Here is an 18,865-nt window from a genome sequence, read left to right on the forward strand (position 1 = left end):
GACGCTCGTGCGCTCGAATACCCTCACCCAAGCTCACCATTCAGCTAGCCGCGCCGGCTACCAGGGCCACCGTTCGGTGCGCCGTCAGATCGTGCCGCCGGCGCTGCATATCGCCGACTCGGCGGCCGCCTCGGTGTTCCGGGCCGTGCGACTGCGCGGGCCCGTCGGGCGGGACGTCATCGCGGGCGTCACCTCGCTGAGCATCGCGACGGTCAACCGGCAGGTCATCGCCCTGCTCGACGCCGGCTTGCTGCGGGAACGCGCCGACCTCGCCGTCTCCGGAGCGATCGGCCGCCCGCGGGTGCCGGTCGAGGTCAACCACGAACCGTTCGTGACGCTGGGCATCCACATCGGCGCCCGGACCACCAGCATCGTGGCCGCCGACCTGTTCGGCCGCACCCTGGACACCGTCGAGACACCGACACCGCTCAGTCCCGCCGGCCCCGCGCTGGCGGCCCTGGCCGAGAGCGCAGCGCGCTACCTGCGGCGCTGGCATCGGCGCCGCCCGTTGTGGGTCGGCGTGGCTATCGGCGGCACGGTCGACGGCGCCACGGGCCACGTCGACCACCCGCGGCTGGGGTGGCGGCAGGCGCCGGTCGGCCCCGTGCTCGCCGACGCGCTGGGACTGCCCGTGTCGGTGGCCTCGCACGTCGACGCCATGGCCGGGGCCGAGCTGCTGCTGGGCATGCGGCGATTCCTGCCCAGCTCGCCCACCAGTCTCTACGTCTACGCCCGCGAGACCGTGGGCTACGCGCTGGTGATCGGCGGACGGGTGCACTGCCCGGCCAGCGGCCCCGGCACCATCGCGGCCCTGCCGGCCCGTTCCGAGCTGCTCGGCGGCGCCGGCCAGCTGGAATCCACCGTCAGCGACGAGGCGGTGCTGGCCGCCGCCCGCCGGTTGCGGATCCTGCCGTTCGCCCCGCCGGGCGGCCCCAACGCCTCGGCCGCCGGCATCACCGACCTGCTGCGGGTGGCCCGGACCGGCAACGAGCAGGCCAAGGACCTGCTCAACGAGCGGGGCCGGGTCCTCGGCGAGGCGGTGGCGTTGCTGCGCGACATGCTCAACCCCGACGAACTGGTGGTCGGAGGCCAGGCCTTCACCGAGTATCCCGAGGCGATGGAGCACGTCGAGGCGGCGTTCGCCGAACGCTCGGTGCTGCCGCCGCGCGACATTCGCGTCACGGTCTTCGGCAACCGGGTGCAGGAGGCCGGTGCGGGGACCGTGTCGCTGGGCGGGCTGTACGCCGACCCGCTCGGTGCGATGCGGCGGGCGGGCGCGCTGAACCCGCGGGTGCGCGAGGTCGGCGCCGACGAGTCTTCCGCTTAACGCGAAGCCATGCCGTGGGCGTTGGGCTGGTGAGTCGGCCGTCCTGTAAAGATGAGAAGGTGCGGCACGATGACGTCTTCCGGCTGAAACCGCGCCGCGTCGCAGTGTTGGCGGTGCACACCTCACCGCTGGCCCAGCCGGGCACCGGCGACGCCGGGGGCATGAACGTCTACGTGCTCCAAACCGCGCTGCACCTGGCGCGGCGCGGCATCGAGGTGGAGATCTTCACCCGGGCCACCGCGTCCGCCGACCCGCCCGTCGCGCGGGTGGCGCCCGGCGTGCTGGTGCGCAACGTGGTGGCGGGCCCGTTCGAGGGCCTGGACAAATACGACCTGCCCACGCAGCTGTGTGCCTTCGCCGCGGGGGTGCTGCGCGCCGAAGCGTCGCACGAACCGGGCTACTACGACATCGTGCACTCGCATTACTGGCTGTCCGGACAGGTGGGCTGGCTGGCCCGCGACCGCTGGGCGGTGCCGCTGGTGCACACCGCGCACACGCTCGCCGCGGTCAAGAACGCGGCCCTGGCCGCGGGCGACGCGCCCGAGCCGCCACTGCGCACAATCGGCGAGCAGCAGGTGGTCGACGAGGCGGACCGGCTGATCGTCAACACCGAAGACGAAGCCAGGCAACTGGTTTCGATCCACCGCGCCGACCCGGCCCGGATCGACGTCGTCCACCCGGGGGTGGATCTCGAGGTATTCCGCCCGGGCGACCGCCGGGCGGCGCGGGCCGCGCTGGGGTTGCCGCTGGACGAGGACGTCGTCGCGTTCGTCGGGCGGATCCAGCCGTTGAAGGCGCCCGACATCGTCCTGCGCGCCGCCGCGAAATTGCCGGGCGTGCGCATCGTGGTGGCGGGCGGCCCGTCGGGCAGCGGCATGGCGTCCCCGGACGGGCTGCGGCGGCTGGCCGACGAGCTCGGCATCGCGGCGCGGGTGACGTTCCTGCCGCCGCAGCCCCGCACGGACCTGGCCACCTTGTTCCGCGCCGCCAGCCTGGTCGCCGTTCCGAGTTATTCGGAGTCGTTCGGCCTGGTGGCCGTCGAGGCGCAGGCGTGCGGGACGCCGGTGGTCGCCGCCGCGGTCGGCGGCCTGCCGGTGGCGGTGCGCGACGGGATCACCGGCACGCTGGTGTCCGGCCACGACGTCGACCAGTGGGCCGACGCCCTGGACGGGGTGCTGCGGCTGCGCGGGCCCAAGGCCGAGGCGATGAGCCGCGCGGCCGCCGCGCACGCGGCCACCTTCTCCTGGGAGAACACCACGGACGCGCTGCTGGCCAGCTATCGCCGCGCGATCAGCGAATACACCGCCGAGCGCCGGGGGGTGGGCGCGTGACCCGTGCCGGCGACGATGAGCGGAGCGATGCTGAGGAGGGGCGCTCATGAGCGTTGCCGTCGAGCGCGTGATCGAGGACGCGCTGCGGGCCAGCGGTCTGGTCTACTCCAAACACGACGGGGCGCACGGCGGCCGGTCCGGCCTGGTGGTGGAGCTTCCCGGCGAGCGCAAGCTCAAGACCAACACCATCCTGAGCATCGGCGAGCATTCGGTGCGCATCGAGGCGTTCGTGTGCCGCAAGCCCGACGAGAATCACGAGGGCGTTTACCGCTTCCTGCTCAAGCGCAACCGCCGCCTCTATGGGGTGGCCTACACGCTCGATAAGGTCGGCGACATCTACCTGGTGGGCCGGATGTCGCTGGCGTCGGTGGACGCCGACGAGATCGATCGAGTGCTGGGACAGGTGCTCGAAGCGGTGGATACGGACTTTAATACGTTGCTGGAGTTGGGCTTTCGCTCATCGATACAGAAGGAATGGGAGTGGCGGGTGTCCCGCGGCGAGTCGCTGAAGAACCTGCAGGCGTTCGCTCACCTGATCGATGAAGACGACGACGGGGACGAGTAGCGCACTCCGGCGCGTGAGAGACTTTCCGGCATGGGAGACACTGCCACGCTGGTGCTGCTGCGCCACGGCGAGAGCGACTGGAATGCCCTGAACCTGTTCACCGGCTGGGTGGACGTCGGGCTGACCGAGAAGGGCCGGGCCGAAGCGGTGCGCAGCGGCGAGCTGCTGGCCGAGCAGGGCCTGCTCCCCGACGTCCTCTACACCTCGCTGCTGCGCCGCGCGATCACCACCGCTCACCTGGCGCTGGACGCCGCCGACCGGCTGTGGATCCCGGTGCGGCGCAGCTGGCGGCTCAACGAACGGCACTACGGCGCACTGCAGGGCCTGAACAAGTCGGAGACCAAGGAGCGCTACGGCGAGGAGCAGTTCATGACCTGGCGGCGCAGCTACGACACGCCGCCGCCGCCGATCGAGAAGGGCAGCCAGTTCAGCCAGGACACCGACCCGCGATACGCCAACATCGGCGGCGGCCCGCTGACCGAATGCCTGGCCGACGTGGTGGTCCGGTTCCTGCCGTACTTCACCGACGTCATCGTCCCGGACCTGCGCAGCGGCAAGACGGTGTTGATCGTCGCGCACGGCAACTCGTTGCGGGCCCTGGTCAAGTACCTCGACCAGATGTCCGACGACGACGTCGTCGGGCTGAACATCCCCACCGGGATTCCGCTGCGCTACGACCTGGACTCCGACCTGCGGCCGGTGCTGCCGGGCGGTACCTACCTGGACCCGGAGGCGGCCGCCGCGGGTGCCGCGGCGGTTGCCAGCCAAGGGGGCGGGTGACGCCTGCCGCGGCGTCATCGACGCTTCTTATAGGCCTGTTCGCCGAACATCGCGTGAACGGAAGTGGAACACCTGAAGCGGAAAGTGTGACTTGTCCGATTTTGGCCTCGTTCCGCTAGGGCAGCGTTCAGGAAGATTTGTAGGATTTGCTATGTGACTGTGTTCTCGGCGCTGTTGCTGGCCGGGGTGTTGTCCGTGCTGGGGCTGGCCATAGGTGTAGCAGCCGGGAACCGGCTGTCGCCGAAAGCGGCCCAGCGCCGGCAGCGAGAGAGCACGGAGTGGACCGGAATCACCGTCGCGCAGATGCTGCAACGCATCGTCGCCCTGATGCCGCTGGGGGTGGCGGTGGTGGATTCCCACCGCGACGTCGTCTACCTCAACGATCGGGCCAAGGAGCTGGGCCTGGTGCGCGACCGGCAGCTCGACGACCAGGCGTGGGAGGCGGCCCAGCAGGCGCTTGGCGGCGTCGACGCCGAATTCGACCTGCGGCCGGCCAAGCGGGCGGCGGGCCGGTCCGGGCTCTCGGTCCACGGTCAGGCCCGGCTGCTCAGCGAGGAAGACCGCCGGTTCGCCGTGGTGTTCGCCCACGACCAGTCCGACTATGCGCGCATGGAAGCGACCAGGCGCGACTTCGTGGCCAATGTCAGCCACGAGCTCAAGACCCCGGTTGGGGCCATGGCGCTGCTGGCCGAGGCCCTGTTGGCGTCGGCGGACGACCCCGAAACGGTCCGCCGTTTTGCCGAAAAGGTGCTCGTCGAAGCCAACCGGCTGGGGGACATGGTCGCCGAGCTGATCGAGCTGTCTCGGCTGCAGGGTGCTGAGCGGCTGCCCAACGTCACCGAAGTGGACGTCGATACCGTTGTGTCGGAAGCGATCTCACGCCACAAGGTGGCCGCAGACAACGCGCAGATCGAGGTTCGCACGGATGCGCCCAGTGGCCTGCGGGTGCTCGGCGACGAAACGCTTCTGGTCACCGCGCTGGCCAACCTGGTGTCCAATGCGATCGCCTATTCGCCGCCCGGTTCGCCGGTCTCGATCAGCCGTCGCCGCCGCGGCGACAACATCGAGATCGCCGTCACCGACCGCGGCATCGGGATCGCGCTGGAAGACCAGGAGCGCGTATTCGAGCGGTTCTTCCGGGGGGACAAGGCACGCTCGCGCGCCACTGGAGGCAGCGGGCTGGGCCTGGCCATCGTCAAACACGTCGCGGCCAACCACAACGGCAGCATCGGGGTGTGGAGCAAGCCGGGGACGGGATCGACGTTCACGCTGTCGATTCCGGCCTACAAGGACGATGACGACCAACCCGAGCCACCGCAGGGTCGCGAGGCGCGACCCAACAGGTCACAACGAGAGGAAGAACTAAGTCGATGACCCGCGCTTACGACGATGCAGAGCATCGCGATGAGAAGGAGTGGCGCGCATGACCAGTGTGCTGATCGTGGAGGACGAGGAGTCGCTGGCCGATCCGCTGGCATTCCTGTTGCGCAAAGAGGGCTTCGAGGCCACGGTCGTGACCGATGGACAAGCCGCGCTGGCCGAGTTCGATCGAGGCGGCGCCGACATCGTGTTGCTCGACCTGATGCTGCCCGGCATGTCGGGGACCGACGTGTGCAAGCAACTGCGTGCTCGTTCCAGCGTGCCGGTGATCATGGTGACCGCGCGCGACAGCGAGATCGACAAGGTCGTCGGGCTCGAGCTCGGCGCCGACGACTATGTGACCAAGCCGTATTCGGCGCGCGAGTTGATCGCCCGGATCCGCGCGGTGCTGCGCCGCGGCGGGGACGACGATTCCGAAATCAGCGACGGTGTGCTCGAGTCCGGACCGGTTCGGATGGATGTCGAGCGACACGTCGTCTCGGTCAACGGCGACACGATCACCTTGCCGCTCAAGGAATTCGACCTGCTCGAGTACCTGATGCGCAACAGCGGTCGGGTGCTGACCCGCGGGCAGTTGATCGATCGGGTGTGGGGCGCCGATTACGTGGGCGACACCAAGACGCTCGACGTCCACGTCAAGCGGTTGCGGTCCAAGATCGAAGCCGACCCGGCCAACCCGGTCCACCTGGTGACCGTGCGGGGGCTGGGCTACAAGCTCGAAGGCTAGCCCTCCGGGCCACGGGACGCAGGTCGATCGCGTCGGCGTCCCACGGGATGCGTTGACCGCTTTCGACCGCGCCCTCCGGCTGGGTGGAAGCGCGGGTTATCGCGCCGCCTTGGAGGCCGGGTGATGAGTCTTCGCTTTCGCGTGGGTAGAGCAGCAATGCGTCATATCGCAGTGGAACCGGTCACTGCATTCATGCGAACAATAAATTGATGCCGCCGGAAGCCAGTCCGGATCGGACAGGTCGCGCCGGCGGGCGTCGGGATCGAACGTGTGGCCGCAATGTACACAGGTCCTGACCCTGGTCCTGGTAGCCATGTCGGTCAGGGTACGCGCCGCGGCCCCGAATCGGTGCTGGTTTCAGATCGACGGCGACAATCGACGTCTCGCAAAACGCCCAGCGCGAAAATCGAACGCGAAATGGCCGGCGCCAGCGAATTACTTTCTGAAACTAACTCAGTTGCCGTCCGTTATCGCGTCGGCGCACTTGCGACACGGCCGGTACGGTCATCTCGATGAAATCGAGGGCGCAACAGGTCAATAGGCGGTAAACCAGCGCAACGCAGCCAAAGGGCCTGGCGCGCAGAATGTTTCCCGCGCAACCGGCTTAGGGGTTTTCATCGCTGCAAGCGGTCGTGCGCACCGCTCTATTGATCGTCGCTTCGGCCAGTCCACCCGCGAGCGGGCCACCCTGGTGCCGCAGAGCAAGTGGATCAGGTGGGGAACGACGAACGGAGCGGTCACGGCCAGGGCGGCGACGCGGATGCGACACGACGACGCACCGCAGGAATTAATTCGGCAGCCGGGGCGTTCGGGTTAGCCGTGGCGCACGCGACGAAATGCCTGAACACACGGAGTGTCTTAACATCAGCCCCGTCGGGCAATCGTGATCGGGGAGAACGGTCTTGACGCTTCTCAAGCGGGCCTGGGTTCCGCTCGTGGTGGTCGTCGCAGTGATCATCGGCGGCGTTGCGGTGGACCGCCTCAACGGCGTCTTCCCGGGACCTGGCCTACCCAAGCCCGATCCGCGGGACGCCACCCCGCCGTACGCGGCCAAGACCGCCGTCTACGAGATCCTGGGACCGCCGGGGACGACCGGCGTCGTCAACTGGATGGATGCGGACGCACAACCGCAGAAGGCCAACTTCACCACGTTGCCGTGGTCGCAGACGATTGTCGCCGAGATGCCCGGCATCTTCGCCTACGTCGTCGCCCAAGGTGACGGCCCATCCATCGGCTGCCGGATCACCGTCGATGGCAAATTGGTGGATCAACAACAGGTCAACACCCGCGATGCGCAGGTCTCCTGCTTGGACAAATCCGCGTGACCGACGACACCAGCGACACCGACGAAATCCCCGTCGCGGCGCGCACCGACGTCGAGCGCAAACCGCGAGTGGCCCGCACCATCCGCGTCCTCGCGCTGCCGATCGTCCTGATCTGGCTGCTGATCGCGGTCGGCGTGAACGTCTTCGTCCCGCAGTTGGAGAAGGTTGCCGAGGACGTCTCGGTGCCGCTCTCGCCATCCGACGCGCCCTCGGTGACCGGGATGAAGCACATCGGGGAGAAATTCAAGGAGTACGACTCCGACAACCTCGTCCTGGTGACCCTCGTCGGTGACAAACCTCTCGGCCAGGACGCCCACCGCTATTACGACGATCTGGTCAGAAAGCTGAAGCAGGACACCGAGCACGTCGAGCATGCGCTGGACTTCTGGGGTCAGCGGTTCACGGCCTCCGGTGTCGAGAGCTACGACCACAAGTCCGCCTACGTCCAGGTCAACCTGCGCGGCGACCAGGGCGGGGCCGTCGGCGACAAGTCGGTTGACGCGGTTCGCAAGATCGTCGACGACTCGAAGCCGCCGCCGGGGGTGAAGGCCTACGTCGCGGGTCAGGGAGCCCTGACCGACGACACGATCGTGGTCGGTAACGCGAGCCTGTTCAAAATGACGATCATCACCGTCATCATCATCGCGATCATGCTGATGTTCGTCTATCGGTCCATCGGCACCGTGCTGCTGACGATGGTGATCCTGTTCGTCGGACTGGCCACCGGCCGGGGCGTGGTCGCGCTGCTGGGCGACACCGGCATCATGGGGCTGTCGACGTTTGCCGTCAACCTGCTGACGGCGCTGGCCATCGCGGCCGGGACCGACTACGCGATCTTCATGGTGGGCCGCTACCAGGAGGGTCGCGAGCGGGGGCTGGACCGCGAAGCCGCCTACTACGACACCTTCGCCGGGGTCACCAAGGTCGTTCTGGGTTCGGGTTTGACGATCGTCGGGGCGCTGGCCTGTCTGCATTTCACTCGGCTGCCCTACTTCAGTTCGCTGGCGTATCCGTGCGCAATCGGTCTGCTGGTCGTGGTGGCCGCGGGCGTGACCCTGACACCGGCGCTGATCGCGTTCGCGAGCGGCTTCGGTCTGTTCGATCCGAAGCGAAAGTTCAACTACACCCGGTGGCGCCGCCTGGCGACGGCCATCGTGCGCTGGCCGGCACCCATCCTCGCCACCTCCGTCATCCTGGCGATCGTCGGCGCCCTGGGATTGTCGGGCTTCAACCCGCGTTATAACGACTTGTACTACCTACCGAAGAGTGCGTCCTCGGTTCAGGCGTACGACGCGGCCGATCGACACTTCACCCAGGCCCGGCTGAACCCGGATCTCCTGATGATCGAATCGGACCACGATCTGCGCAATCCGACCGACATGTTGGTCCTGGACAAGATTGCCGGAGCCATCTTCCGCGTGCCCGGCATCGAACGGGTGCAGAGCATCACCAGACCCCTTGGGCCGCCGATTCAAGACGGGTCCGTTCCGTTCCAGCTCAGTGTGCAGACCGCGCCGATCCGCAGCAACCTGAATTACCTCAAGGACCGCATTGCCGACATCAAGAAGATCACCGGCTTCCTCGACACCCAGATCACCCTGTTGGAGCGCCAGTACGCGGTGACCCAGAAACTCGCGGACGCCGCGGACGACAGCGCGAAAACCACGGGGGAGACCGCGGCCATCACCGACGAAATCCGGGACCACATAGCGGATTTCGACGACTTCTGGAGACCGATTCGCAGTTACTTCTACTGGGAGCGGCACTGCTACGACATCCCCATTTGCTGGTCGCTACGAAGCCTGTTCGACGCCCTCGACGGTTTCGATAAACTGGCCGAGAAATTCCACGCCCTCACCAGCGACCTCAACCACACGGCTACGGCGACGCGCGAATTGCTGGCGATCATCCCGGAGAATATCGCCGTCACAAAGGCGATCCGCGATACGACTCTGACCATCTACAGCACGTTCGACAACCTGGTCGATCAGTTCGACCGACTGACCGACACGAACGCCGTGATGGGCAAGTCCTTCAACGACTCTCAGATCGAGAGCCTGTTCTACCTGCCGCCCGAAATCTTCCAGAACCCGGACTTCCAACTGGGGTTGAGCCTGATGGTGTCGCCGGACGGCAAGGCTGCCCGCTTCATCATCACTCACGCGGTGGATCCGGCGACGACGGAGGGAATCTCCTCGGTCGACAAGGAGCGCAATGCGGCCAAGGAGGCACTGAAACTCACCTCACTGCAAAACGCCGACATCTACCTCGGCGGCACGGCCGCAACGTTTTCCGACATCGCCAACGGCGCCAAGTACGACCTGCTGATCGCCGCAGTGGCCTCGATCGTGCTCATCTTCATCATCATGGTGATCGTCACCCGTGCCCTGGTCGCTGCGGGCGTCATCGTCGGCACGATCGTGATGTCGCTGGGGGCCGCCTTCGGGTTCTCGACGCTGATCTGGCAGCATCTTCTTAATTTCCAGTTGCACTGGGTCGCAACCGAATTCGCACTGATCGTACTTTTGGCGGTGGGGTCGGACTACAACTTGATGCTGGTGTCCCGAATCGAAGAGGAGATCGGGGCCGGCCTGAAAACGGGACTCATCCGAGGGATGGGTCTCACCGGCCCCGTGGTGACCGCGGCCGGTCTCGTGTTCGCCGTCACCATGGCCACGATGATCACCAGCGATCTGCGGGCGATCGGCCAATTCGGCACGACGATCGGCATCGGCCTGTTGTTCGACACCTTCGTCGTCCGATCGCTCATCACGCCGTCGATCATGACGGTGATGGGACGCTGGTTCTGGTGGCCGAAGCGGGTACGGATCCGGCCGGCCAGCCAGATGCTTCGATCGGTTGGGCCGCGCCCGCTGGTTCGTGCGCTGCTGTACCAGCCGCGGCACGCGGTTTCGCCGGATCCCCAGACGCGGCACGCGACGCCAACCGGCTAACCCTCGCGACCACGGGGCCGAGTCGGGACGCGGCTCGCCGTCACGCGGCGTTTACGTCAATCGCTGGTGCTCGACCACGCCCGGCGTTATTCTATCGCCGTTGAAAAATATTCTCTGGCTGTTGAAATCACCCCGGCTTGCCGCGGAGAGGACTGACGACATGGACTTCGCGTCGCTGCCCCCGGAGGTCAACTCCGGATTGATGTACGCGGGCCCCGGGTCAGGGCCGATGCTGGCGGCCGCCGCAGGCTGGGACGCGTTGGCCGCCCAGCTGGAGTCCACCGCCACCGGCTGTGCGGCCGAGCTGGCGGGGCTGACCGGCCAGGCGTGGTCCGGCCCCTCCTCGCTGCTGATGACGGCCGCGGCCACACCCTATGTGGAGTGGCTGTCCGCTTCCGCTGCGCAGGCCGCGCAGACCGGCGCCCAGGCCTACGCGGCCGCGGCGGCGTACGAGGCGGCGTTTGCGATGACGGTGCCGCCGCCGGTGATCGCGGCCAACCGGGCGCAGTTGCTGGCGCTGATCGCGACCAACTTCTTCGGGCAGAACACCCCGGCGATCGCGGCCACCGAAGCGCAATACATGCAGATGTGGGTCCAAGACGCCACGGCGATGTATGGCTATGCCGCCGCGTGTGAGACCGCCAGCACCCTGGCCCCGTTCGACGAACCGCCGCAGACCACCAACCCGTCCGGGCAGGCCGCGCAGGCCCAGACGGTGGCGCAGGTCACCGGCAACGCCACCACACAGCAGCTGGCCTCGACCAATGCCACGGTCCACACGGTCAGCTCGACCACCGCCAACGCGGTCACGCCCGTCGCTCCCGGTGAAACCGTCGTCGCCCCGCCGGGCAGCACGATCACCGTCGGCGCCAACACGGGCATGTACCTCAACAGCGGCTCGATCACGATCACGGGCTCCGGCACCAACCTGATCAGCTTCGGCTCCGTTATCGTCAACCCCGGCAGCACAATTCACACGATCATCGACTGTTCCGAGGGTGGTGTGCTGATCCCGGGCGGCGTCGACGTCACCGCAGGGTCCAGCCCCCTCGTCCTCACCCCCGGATCCTTCCAGGAGGTTCTGGTCGCGCTCGTCAACGGCTCGGCCACACTCCCCGTCGTCGGCACGGAACAGGTCGCCGTCCAGACCTTCGCCAACACCGCCACCGCTATCGCCGGCCCCGCAGGCGCGTCCATCACCAACGTTTTCGGCACCGTCAGCATCGCCACGGTCACCCCGCTGCCAAGCTCGCCGAGCGCACTGGCTGCCGCATTAGGCGGGCTGGCCTCGCCGGGTCTGGCGGGAACGGCCGGAATTCAGCCCCAGCTCAATGTGGACGGCCTCCTGGAATGGGTTCAGACCGTTACCGGCGCCGACCTGGCGAGTGCCGGTTGAGCGAAGCGGTGGGAAACATGCAGGCGCACAACAATCCTCGGCCGGCATGGCCGTTTCACCCCGCGTCCGGTGTGGGCGCGCCGTCCGCAGGAGTCGGCGGGGCGGCCTCGCTCGGTCCGCTGTCGGTGCCGCCGTGCTGGACGATGACAGACACGAAGGTCGAGTCGGATTCGCCTTCCCCGCCGGATACCGCCGCGCCGGGGCGCACGTTCCAGCGGGCCCTGATGGCAACGATCACCGGACGCGCCGGGCGTCCATCACCGCGTCGGCCACACCGAGCGCCAGGGCCATGATCGACACCTGCGGGTTGACCTCCGGGCAGCTCGGCAGGATCGAGGCGTCGGCGACCCACACGCCGTCCACACCGCGCAGCCGTCCGGTCTCGTCGACCGGGCAGAGCTGATCGTCGGTGCCCGCGGCCGCCGTGCCCGTCGGGTGAAAGGCGGCCAGGTGCAGGCTTCTCGGGTTGCTGCGGCGCAGCGCATCCCGCAGCGCGGGCAGCGACGTGACCGTCTTGGCCTGGGGCAGACCGGTGAGCACCTCGACGGCGCCCGCGGCGAACAGCAGCCGGCCCATGGCCTCGATGGCGACCATGAGCTTGGCGATGTCGGCCCGGTCGATGGGGTAGCGGATGACCGTTTCGCTGCGTGCGGACGACACCGACCCGACACCGCGGTCGGCGACCATGGCGCCGAAGGTGGCCACCTGGGGCGCCCGGTCGAGCCAGCCGAGCAGCTCGGCACCGTAGCCGGGAAAGACCATCGAGCCCATCCCGGGCGGCGTCGAGGTCGCTTCGATCAGCACGCCGTGTGATTCGTGCAGCTCGTGAACGGCGGCGCTTTGCAACACCCCGTGCCAGGCGACGACGTCGTCCTCGAAGCGCCCGGCGAGCACCGTCGCCGGATGCAGGGCGAGGTTTCGGCCGAGTCGCGGGTGCCCACCAAAACCACTGCGCCGCAAGAGGGTCGGTGTCTCGGTGGCGCCCGCGGCCACGACGACCGTGTCGGCCAGGACGTCGAGCGTGGTGCCGTCCGGGCGGCGGACGCGCACCCCGCGGGCGCGTCCGTGCTCGTGCAGCACCCGTTCGACGCGCGCGTGCGAGATGATCCGCGCGCCGGCGTCGCACGCCTCGGGCAGCGCGTTGAGGTGCACGCCGAACTTGGCGTTGCGGGGGCACCCGATCGCGCACTGGCAACAGCCTTCGCAGCCCGGCGCGTTGCGCGGGATGGGCGCCGCCTCCCAGCCCAGGGTGGCGGCGGCGTCCAGCAGCAGCCGTCCGTTGCGGCCCATGATCTCCAGCGGCACCGGGGCGACCCGCAGCGTGCGTTCGACGTCGTCGAGGTGCTCGGCCAGCCGGCCGGGATCGGCCAGGGCAAGCCCGAACTCGTCGCGCCAGCGCCGCTGAACGGCTGCCGGCGGCCGGTAGCAGGTGCCGGAGTTGACGACCGTGGTGCCGCCGACCGCCCGGCCGATCGGCAGCACCACCGCCGGGCGCCCCAGCGCGACGGTGGCCCCGGCGCCCCGGTACAACCCGGCGTAGCGGTCGATCGGGTGCGTGGTGCGGAATTCCTGGACGGTCCACCGTCGTCCCTCCTCGAGCACGACGACGTCGAGACCCGCACGCGCCAGGGTCCGGGCCGCCATCGCGCCACCGGCGCCGGAACCGATGACCACGGCGTCGGCGGTGACGAGGGACGGGCTATCGGCCGAAACGGTGACGGTCAGGTCCGCGTCGGGGCGCGCCACGTCGTGCCGGTTGGCGCGGGCGAAGAGTTCCGGCGCGTAGGCGTCGGCGCCGTTGGCCAGCAACACGATTGCCTTCACGGCTTCGATGGCCGCGCCGGCCTCCGGGCTGAGTGCAGCGACCCGGCCCAGCACCTGGGCGCGTCGGTCGGGGCTCAGCCGCGCCAGCGACCGGCCGGTGGTGAGATAGCTTGCGGCAGTTGCCGATACCATCCCGGCCCGCACGCCCAGCCGGGACGTCGCCGGAAGCTGGGTGAGGTAGCGCTCGATGCGCTCGACCAGCTGAGCCGGCGGGGGGCCGCCGTGTTCCTGCGGCAGCAGCGCGGTGCCGAACGACGCCGTTGCCCGCTCGGCCAGCCGACTCATAGCAGGCGTCCGAGCCGGCGCCCCATCTTGATGAAGAACGGGTAGGTGGCGAAGATGGCCCCGGCGGCGGCATGCATGGGCCAGTCGAGCTGTTCGGTTTGTACGCCGAAGACGCCACTGTTCCACATGAAGTCGCGGCCGTTGCGGGCGCGGAAGGGCCGCCACAGGACGCCGAGCCCGGGCACGTTGTTGTAGAGCCCGAACGATCCGCCGAAGAAGACGCCCAGGGTGGCGGCCTCGGCGACATCGCGACGATCCGGCGGCACCTGCCGTTCGATCAGCGCCCCCGCGGCGACCAGCAGTGGCGGGTCGAGGAGAAAGCTCATGTCGGAATCCTTTCGTTGAGGTCGGGTGCCTCGGGGCCGCGCAGGCCGACCTCGGCATGTCCGAGCACCGACCACCGCCGATCGTCGATCTCGACGTGGACGTCGGCTTGTTCGGTGTTGGTGCACACCGCTTTGCCGCCGTCGGGGTCGGTGTAGCCCAGGCTCACGCACTTCTCCGCCGGCTGATCGATCCGGATGAGCACTCGGCGACCGTCGATGCGCCCCTCCAGCTGCCAGTGGGCCACGCCGAGCGTCGTCCGCATCCGCAGCGACGGCAGGAGCCCTGTCAAAGGGCTTGCGGGCCAATCCTTTCCATCGATCCGGAAGCGTACGAAGGCCATCGGGGCCAGCCTGCGCAGGCCCGGCTTGTGCGAGACGGCGGTGACCGCCTCGAGGACGTCGCCGTTGCCGAGGTCGGCGTGGACCCAGCCCCAGCGTTTGGCGTTGCCGTGCCCGTAGATGTGGGCGACGCCGCCGCGCCACCCCTCGATGGGCGCGGCGGCGTCGTTGATGGTGAGCGAGCCGGTGAAGTCGGCGGTGGGGGCGATGACGACTTGGGCACCCGGCAGCAGCTCGCGGTCCCAGGCCGCGCGGGGAAACGTCCAGAGCGGAGCGCCCGTGTCCGTCCAGGACAGATCCCAGGACAGCGACCCGGCGCGTCCGCTGAGCTGTTTGTCCCCGACCCGTACGCCCTCGGCGTCGAACCACCAGGGGCCGGTCGCGGGCTGGGTGGGCACGGGCCCGAACCGCTCGGTGCGGGGCGGGCCGTCGGGTGCGAACCAGGTGGCCCAGCCGTGCGCGTAGGCCTGGTCGGTGCCGGTGACCGGGGCCACCGTCTCGCAGTGCACCCACAGCCCGGCGCGCGTCCGGGGATCCGACAGCGTGGCGTACCAGACTTCCAGGCGGCCCGCCTTGCCGCGCCAGCGTGGTGTCGCCGCCGACCGCGTGTCCTCGTCCATTGCTCACCTCCGGTGGGTCCGTCCACTATATTGGTTGAACCAATGAACCAGTCAAGTCCGCTGCGTCCCGTCGATCGTCAACGCGTCGATGAACAGATCGCCGCGTCGATCACCGACGCCATCCTCGACGGCGCGTTCCCGCCGGGCTCGGCCCTGCCGCCCGAGCGTGAACTGGCCGAGCAACTCGGTGTCAACCGCACGTCGCTGCGCCAGGGCCTGGCCCGGCTGCAACAGATGGGTCTGATCGAGGCCCGCCATGGCAGCGGCAACGTGGTCGCGGACCCGCAGGCGCTCACCCACCCGGCCGTGGTCGAGGCGCTGGTCCGCAAGCTGGGGCCCGAGTTCCTGGTGGAGCTCTTCGAGATCCGGGCCGCGCTTGGACCGCTGATCGGGCGGTCCGCGGCGCGCCGCGGCGCCCCCGAGAACGCCGCGGCCCTGCAAGCGGCATTGGCCGCGGTCGGGGAGGCCGACGGTCCGGCGGAGCGCCAGGCCGCCGACCTCGCCTACTTCCGGGTGCTCATCCAGCAGAGCGGCAACCGGGCGCTGGTGCTGCTGTACCGCTGGGTCGAGCACGCCTTCGGCGGCCGCGAGCACGAGCTCACCGCCGCCTACGACGACCCCGCGCCGGTGGTCGCCGGGCTCGGTGCGATCACCGACGCCGTGCTGGCGGGAGACGAGGCCGCGGCCGCCGCCGCGGTCGAGGACTACCTGCGCGCGAGCGCGCAGCGAATGGTCTTGTCGTACAACAAGAAGCGCGCGACGTGACGAGGGCTAGTCGGCGAGGCGGGTCGCCGGGTGCACCGCGACGAGGCCCAACTTGCTGCGCCGCTTGCACATCGCGGCCAGCTCGGCATACGCCTTGGCGCCGAGCAGCTCGGTGAGCTCGTCGGCCATGCTCTCCCACACCTGCTTGGCGCCGACGTGGGCACCCGGGTCGCCGGTGCAATACCAGTGCAGGTCGGCGCCGCCGGAGCCCCAGCCGCGCCGATCGTATTCGGTGACAGTGGTTTTCAGGATTTCGGTGCCGTCGGGCCGCGTCACCCATTCCTGGCTGCGCCGGATCGGCAACTGCCAGCACACGTCGGGCTTCATGGTCAGCGGCGCGACGCCCAGCTTGAGGGCCTTGCTGTGCAGCGCGCATCCGACGCCGGCGGGAAAGCCCGGCCGGTTCAAGAAGATGCAGGCTTCCTTGTGTTTGCGGGTCCGGTACTGAGGTGTCCCGTCATGCTCGTCGAGTTCCAGATACCCCTTGCGGCCCAAGCCCTTTTCGCGGAACTGCCAGTCCTCGTCGGTCAGCTGCTTCACGGCGTCGTCGAGGCGGGCGCGGTCGTCGTCGTCGGACAAGAACGCCCCGTGCGAACAACATCCGTCGTCCGGGCGGCCGGCCACCGTGCCGTGGCAGGCGGGCGTGCCGAACACACACGTCCACCGGGACAGCAACCAGGTGAGGTCGGCCGCGATCAGGTGCTCGGAATTGTCGGGGTCGTAGAACTCCACCCACTCACGGGCGAAGTCCAGCTCGACCTCGTGTCCCGGCTCGGGGTAGGAATTCGCCACGGGTCCACGTTAGACGACGATTCCGGCTCTCCGAGCCGCTGACACTCGGGGCCCGACCGCGCGACGTCGGCAAGCTCCTGCGCGGGCCGCAACGCGGGGCCCGCCCATGTCCGACTAGGTTGTTTTCCGTGCGATTGGGCGTGCTCGACGTGGGCAGCAACACGGTTCACCTGCTGGTGGTTGATGCGCACCGTGGCGGGCACCCCACGCCCATGAGTTCAACGAAGGCCACGCTGCGTCTGGCCGAGTCGATCGACAGCTCCGGCAAGATCACCAAGCGCGGTGCGGAGAAGCTGATCTCCACGATCGACGAGTTCGCCAAGATCGCGGACAGCTCCGGCTGCGCCGAGCTGATGGCGTTTGCGACGTCCGCCCTGCGCGACGCGGTGAACTCCGACGACGTGCTCACCCGGGTCCGCAAGGAGACCGGCGTCGAGCTGGAGGCGCTGAGCGGGGTCGACGAGTCGCGGCTGACCTTCCTGGCCGTGCGCCGGTGGTACGGGTGGAGCGCCGGGCGGATCATCAACCTCGACATCGGCGGGGGCTCGCTGGAGATGTCCAGCGGCGTCGACGAGGAGCCGGAGGTGGCCCTGTCGCTGCCGCTGGGCGCCGGCCGGCTGACCCGCGAATGGCTGCCCGACGATCCGCCCGGCCGCCGCCGGGTCGGCATGCTGCGCGACTGGCTGGACGCCGAGCTGGCCGACTCGGCAGTAACGGTGCTCGAAGCCGGCCCACCCGACCTGGCGGTGGCGACGTCGAAGACGTTCCGCTCGTTGGCGCGGCTCACCGGCGCGGCGCCCTCGGCCGCCGGACCGCGGGCGAAAAGGACGCTCACAGCAAACGGCCTCAGGCAACTCATATCTTTCATCTCTAGGATGACGACCGCCGACCGGGCAGAACTGGAGGGGGTGAGCGCCGAGCGGGCGCCGCAGATCGTGGCGGGTGCGCTGGTGGCGGAGGCGAGTATGCGAGCGCTGTCGATTGAACAGGTGGATATCTGCCCGTGGGCGTTACGGGAAGGTCTCATCTTGCGCAAACTCGACAGCGAAGCCGACGGAACGCCCCTTATGAAGCGATCCGTGCGCGATGCTGGAGGGCAGGCAGGTGATCGGGACGGCAACCGATCGAGAGGCGACAAAGGATGACCGGACCACACTCCGAGACCGAGAGCCCCGGCACTCGGCCGATTTCGGTGGCCGAACTTCTGGCCAGGAATGGAACGATCGGCGCCCCGGCCGTGACGCGGCGGCGGCGCCGGCGGCGCGGCGATAGCGACGCGGTGACCGTCGCCGAGCTGACCGGCGAGATCCCCGTCATCCGCGACGACGACGAGGACCCGCGCACGGCCGCACAGCGGGGCGCGGAACCGGCCGCCGAGGAACGTGTCGCCGAGCAGGCCGCGCCCGAGCAGCAAACCGAGGACAGGCCCGCCGCCGCGTTCTGGTCGCAGCCCGAGCCGCGCTGGCCCAAGTCGCCACCGCAGCCCAAGAAGGCACCCGGGCCGGAGCGCAGCGCTTACCCGCGGCCCCTGAGCCATCTCGAGGCGGGGGAGACCAACGGCACCGGCCAATCCGGTGCCGAGGGGATGAACCCCGACCCGCTGGACCACTACACCGACCTCCCGGTCGACGTGATGGATTCGGAGGTGCGCGACGCCGAACCCGCGCTGGAGGACTCCGCCTACGTGCGGTCCTACCTGCAGACCGAAACCGACGAGGCCGACGAGGACGCAGATCCGCTGGCCGCCGGATTCGCCCCGGCGAGCGGCTGGGCCGCCCGGCCGGACGAGGAACACCGCGAGGACGAGGCCGCGGCCACCGACGTCCACCCGGCGGCCGGCCGGTTCGAGGCGCTGTGGCGCGGCAGCTTGGTCGTATTCCAGTCGATCCTGGCGGTCGCTTTCGGCGCCGGATTGTTCGTCGCCTTCGACCAGCTGTGGCGCTGGAACAGCATCGTGGCCTTGGTGCTCTCGGTGCTGGTGATCCTCGGCCTGGTGGTCGGCGTCCGGGTGGTGCGCAAGACCGAGGACATCGCCAGCACGCTGATCGCCGTGGCGGTGGGGGCGCTGATCACCCTGGGCCCGTTGGCGCTGTCGTTGCAGTCAGGCTAGGCGGACCCGGAACCATATA

General features: G+C 69.0%; 17 protein-coding genes. 13 read left to right on the forward strand and 4 right to left on the reverse strand.

Annotated features, from left to right (window positions below; genetic code table 11):
• Nucleotides 1-76 precede the first annotated feature (76 nt).
• The 10 genes from G6N51_RS22095 (at nucleotide 77) to G6N51_RS29715 (ending at nucleotide 12,078) form a co-directional block, all read left to right on the forward strand.
• Nucleotides 77-1,327, forward strand: coding sequence for an ROK family transcriptional regulator (locus tag G6N51_RS22095; protein WP_174814413.1), 1,251 nt, complete (start codon nucleotides 77-79; stop codon nucleotides 1,325-1,327).
• Between the two features lie 29 nt (nucleotides 1,328-1,356).
• Nucleotides 1,357-2,658 carry a D-inositol-3-phosphate glycosyltransferase gene (gene mshA / locus G6N51_RS22100; RefSeq protein WP_232078448.1) on the forward strand — a complete coding sequence of 434 codons (1,302 nt, stop codon included), beginning with the start codon at nucleotides 1,357-1,359 and terminating at the stop codon, nucleotides 2,656-2,658.
• A gap of 46 nt (nucleotides 2,659-2,704) precedes the next feature.
• Nucleotides 2,705-3,223, forward strand: a complete 519-nt coding sequence (locus tag G6N51_RS22105; RefSeq protein ID WP_083172362.1) for a type III secretion system chaperone family protein — start codon at nucleotides 2,705-2,707, stop codon at nucleotides 3,221-3,223.
• A gap of 30 nt (nucleotides 3,224-3,253) precedes the next feature.
• A complete protein-coding gene (locus tag G6N51_RS22110; RefSeq protein WP_163750797.1) occupies nucleotides 3,254-4,003 on the forward strand; it encodes a phosphoglyceromutase in 750 nt (249 codons plus the stop codon).
• Nucleotides 4,004-4,156: 153 nt separating this feature from the next.
• The gene (locus tag G6N51_RS22115) at nucleotides 4,157-5,377 is read left to right on the forward strand and encodes a sensor histidine kinase (RefSeq protein ID WP_142274990.1); all 1,221 of its coding nucleotides are present in this window, start codon (nucleotides 4,157-4,159) and stop codon (nucleotides 5,375-5,377) included.
• Between the two features lie 49 nt (nucleotides 5,378-5,426).
• A complete protein-coding gene (regX, locus tag G6N51_RS22120; protein WP_007167631.1) occupies nucleotides 5,427-6,110 on the forward strand; it encodes a two-component sensory transduction protein RegX in 684 nt (227 codons plus the stop codon).
• Nucleotides 6,111-7,012: 902 nt separating this feature from the next.
• The gene (locus G6N51_RS22130; protein ID WP_083172350.1) at nucleotides 7,013-7,435 is read left to right on the forward strand and encodes an MmpS family transport accessory protein; all 423 of its coding nucleotides are present in this window, start codon (nucleotides 7,013-7,015) and stop codon (nucleotides 7,433-7,435) included.
• Entirely contained in the window at nucleotides 7,432-10,389 is a 2,958-nt protein-coding gene (locus G6N51_RS22135; RefSeq protein WP_083172348.1) for an MMPL/RND family transporter, read from the forward strand. The genes G6N51_RS22130 and G6N51_RS22135 overlap by 4 nt, the downstream gene beginning before the upstream one ends.
• A 160-nt stretch (nucleotides 10,390-10,549) precedes the next feature.
• On the forward strand, nucleotides 10,550-11,785 hold the full coding sequence (locus G6N51_RS29490) for a PPE family protein (RefSeq protein ID WP_083172345.1): 1,236 nt from the start codon (nucleotides 10,550-10,552) through the stop codon (nucleotides 11,783-11,785).
• A gap of 17 nt (nucleotides 11,786-11,802) precedes the next feature.
• Nucleotides 11,803-12,078, forward strand: a complete 276-nt coding sequence (locus G6N51_RS29715) for a PPE family protein, SVP subgroup (protein ID WP_408632575.1) — start codon at nucleotides 11,803-11,805, stop codon at nucleotides 12,076-12,078.
• Here the strand turns inward: G6N51_RS29715 and G6N51_RS22150 are convergent.
• From G6N51_RS22150 to G6N51_RS22160, 3 genes are read right to left on the reverse strand one after another with little or no spacing between them, the layout of a single operon-like run.
• Nucleotides 12,020-13,894, reverse strand: a complete 1,875-nt coding sequence (locus tag G6N51_RS22150; protein WP_083172340.1) for a GMC family oxidoreductase — start codon at nucleotides 13,892-13,894, stop codon at nucleotides 12,020-12,022. The two genes, G6N51_RS29715 and G6N51_RS22150, sit on opposite strands and share 59 nt — an antisense overlap.
• On the reverse strand, nucleotides 13,891-14,220 hold the full coding sequence (locus tag G6N51_RS22155) for a hypothetical protein (RefSeq protein WP_083172337.1): 330 nt from the start codon (nucleotides 14,218-14,220) through the stop codon (nucleotides 13,891-13,893). Before G6N51_RS22155 ends, G6N51_RS22150 begins: the two co-directional genes overlap by 4 nt.
• Nucleotides 14,217-15,179, reverse strand: a complete 963-nt coding sequence (locus G6N51_RS22160; RefSeq protein WP_083172334.1) for a hypothetical protein — start codon at nucleotides 15,177-15,179, stop codon at nucleotides 14,217-14,219. Before G6N51_RS22160 ends, G6N51_RS22155 begins: the two co-directional genes overlap by 4 nt.
• A gap of 42 nt (nucleotides 15,180-15,221) precedes the next feature.
• On the opposite strand from G6N51_RS22160, the gene G6N51_RS22165 reads away from it, so the two are divergent.
• On the forward strand, nucleotides 15,222-15,944 hold the full coding sequence (locus G6N51_RS22165; protein WP_083172331.1) for a FadR/GntR family transcriptional regulator: 723 nt from the start codon (nucleotides 15,222-15,224) through the stop codon (nucleotides 15,942-15,944).
• A gap of 6 nt (nucleotides 15,945-15,950) precedes the next feature.
• Here the strand turns inward: G6N51_RS22165 and G6N51_RS22170 are convergent, their stop codons facing one another.
• Complete coding sequence (locus G6N51_RS22170; RefSeq protein WP_083172329.1) at nucleotides 15,951-16,736, reverse strand: hypothetical protein; 786 nt, start codon at nucleotides 16,734-16,736, stop codon at nucleotides 15,951-15,953.
• A 128-nt stretch (nucleotides 16,737-16,864) separates the two neighbouring features.
• Here G6N51_RS22170 and G6N51_RS22175 point away from each other — a divergent pair, with 128 nt between their 5' ends.
• Together G6N51_RS22175 and G6N51_RS22180 are read left to right on the forward strand one after the other, a co-directional pair.
• Complete coding sequence (locus tag G6N51_RS22175) at nucleotides 16,865-17,881, forward strand: Ppx/GppA phosphatase family protein (protein ID WP_083172326.1); 1,017 nt, start codon at nucleotides 16,865-16,867, stop codon at nucleotides 17,879-17,881.
• Complete coding sequence (locus G6N51_RS22180; RefSeq protein ID WP_083172323.1) at nucleotides 17,878-18,846, forward strand: hypothetical protein; 969 nt, start codon at nucleotides 17,878-17,880, stop codon at nucleotides 18,844-18,846. The genes G6N51_RS22175 and G6N51_RS22180 overlap by 4 nt, the downstream gene beginning before the upstream one ends.
• Nucleotides 18,847-18,865 lie beyond the last annotated feature (19 nt).

Origin of the sequence: Mycobacterium paraseoulense (assembly GCF_010731655.1) — a bacterium.
Classification (GTDB): Bacteria; Actinomycetota; Actinomycetes; order Mycobacteriales; family Mycobacteriaceae; genus Mycobacterium; species Mycobacterium paraseoulense.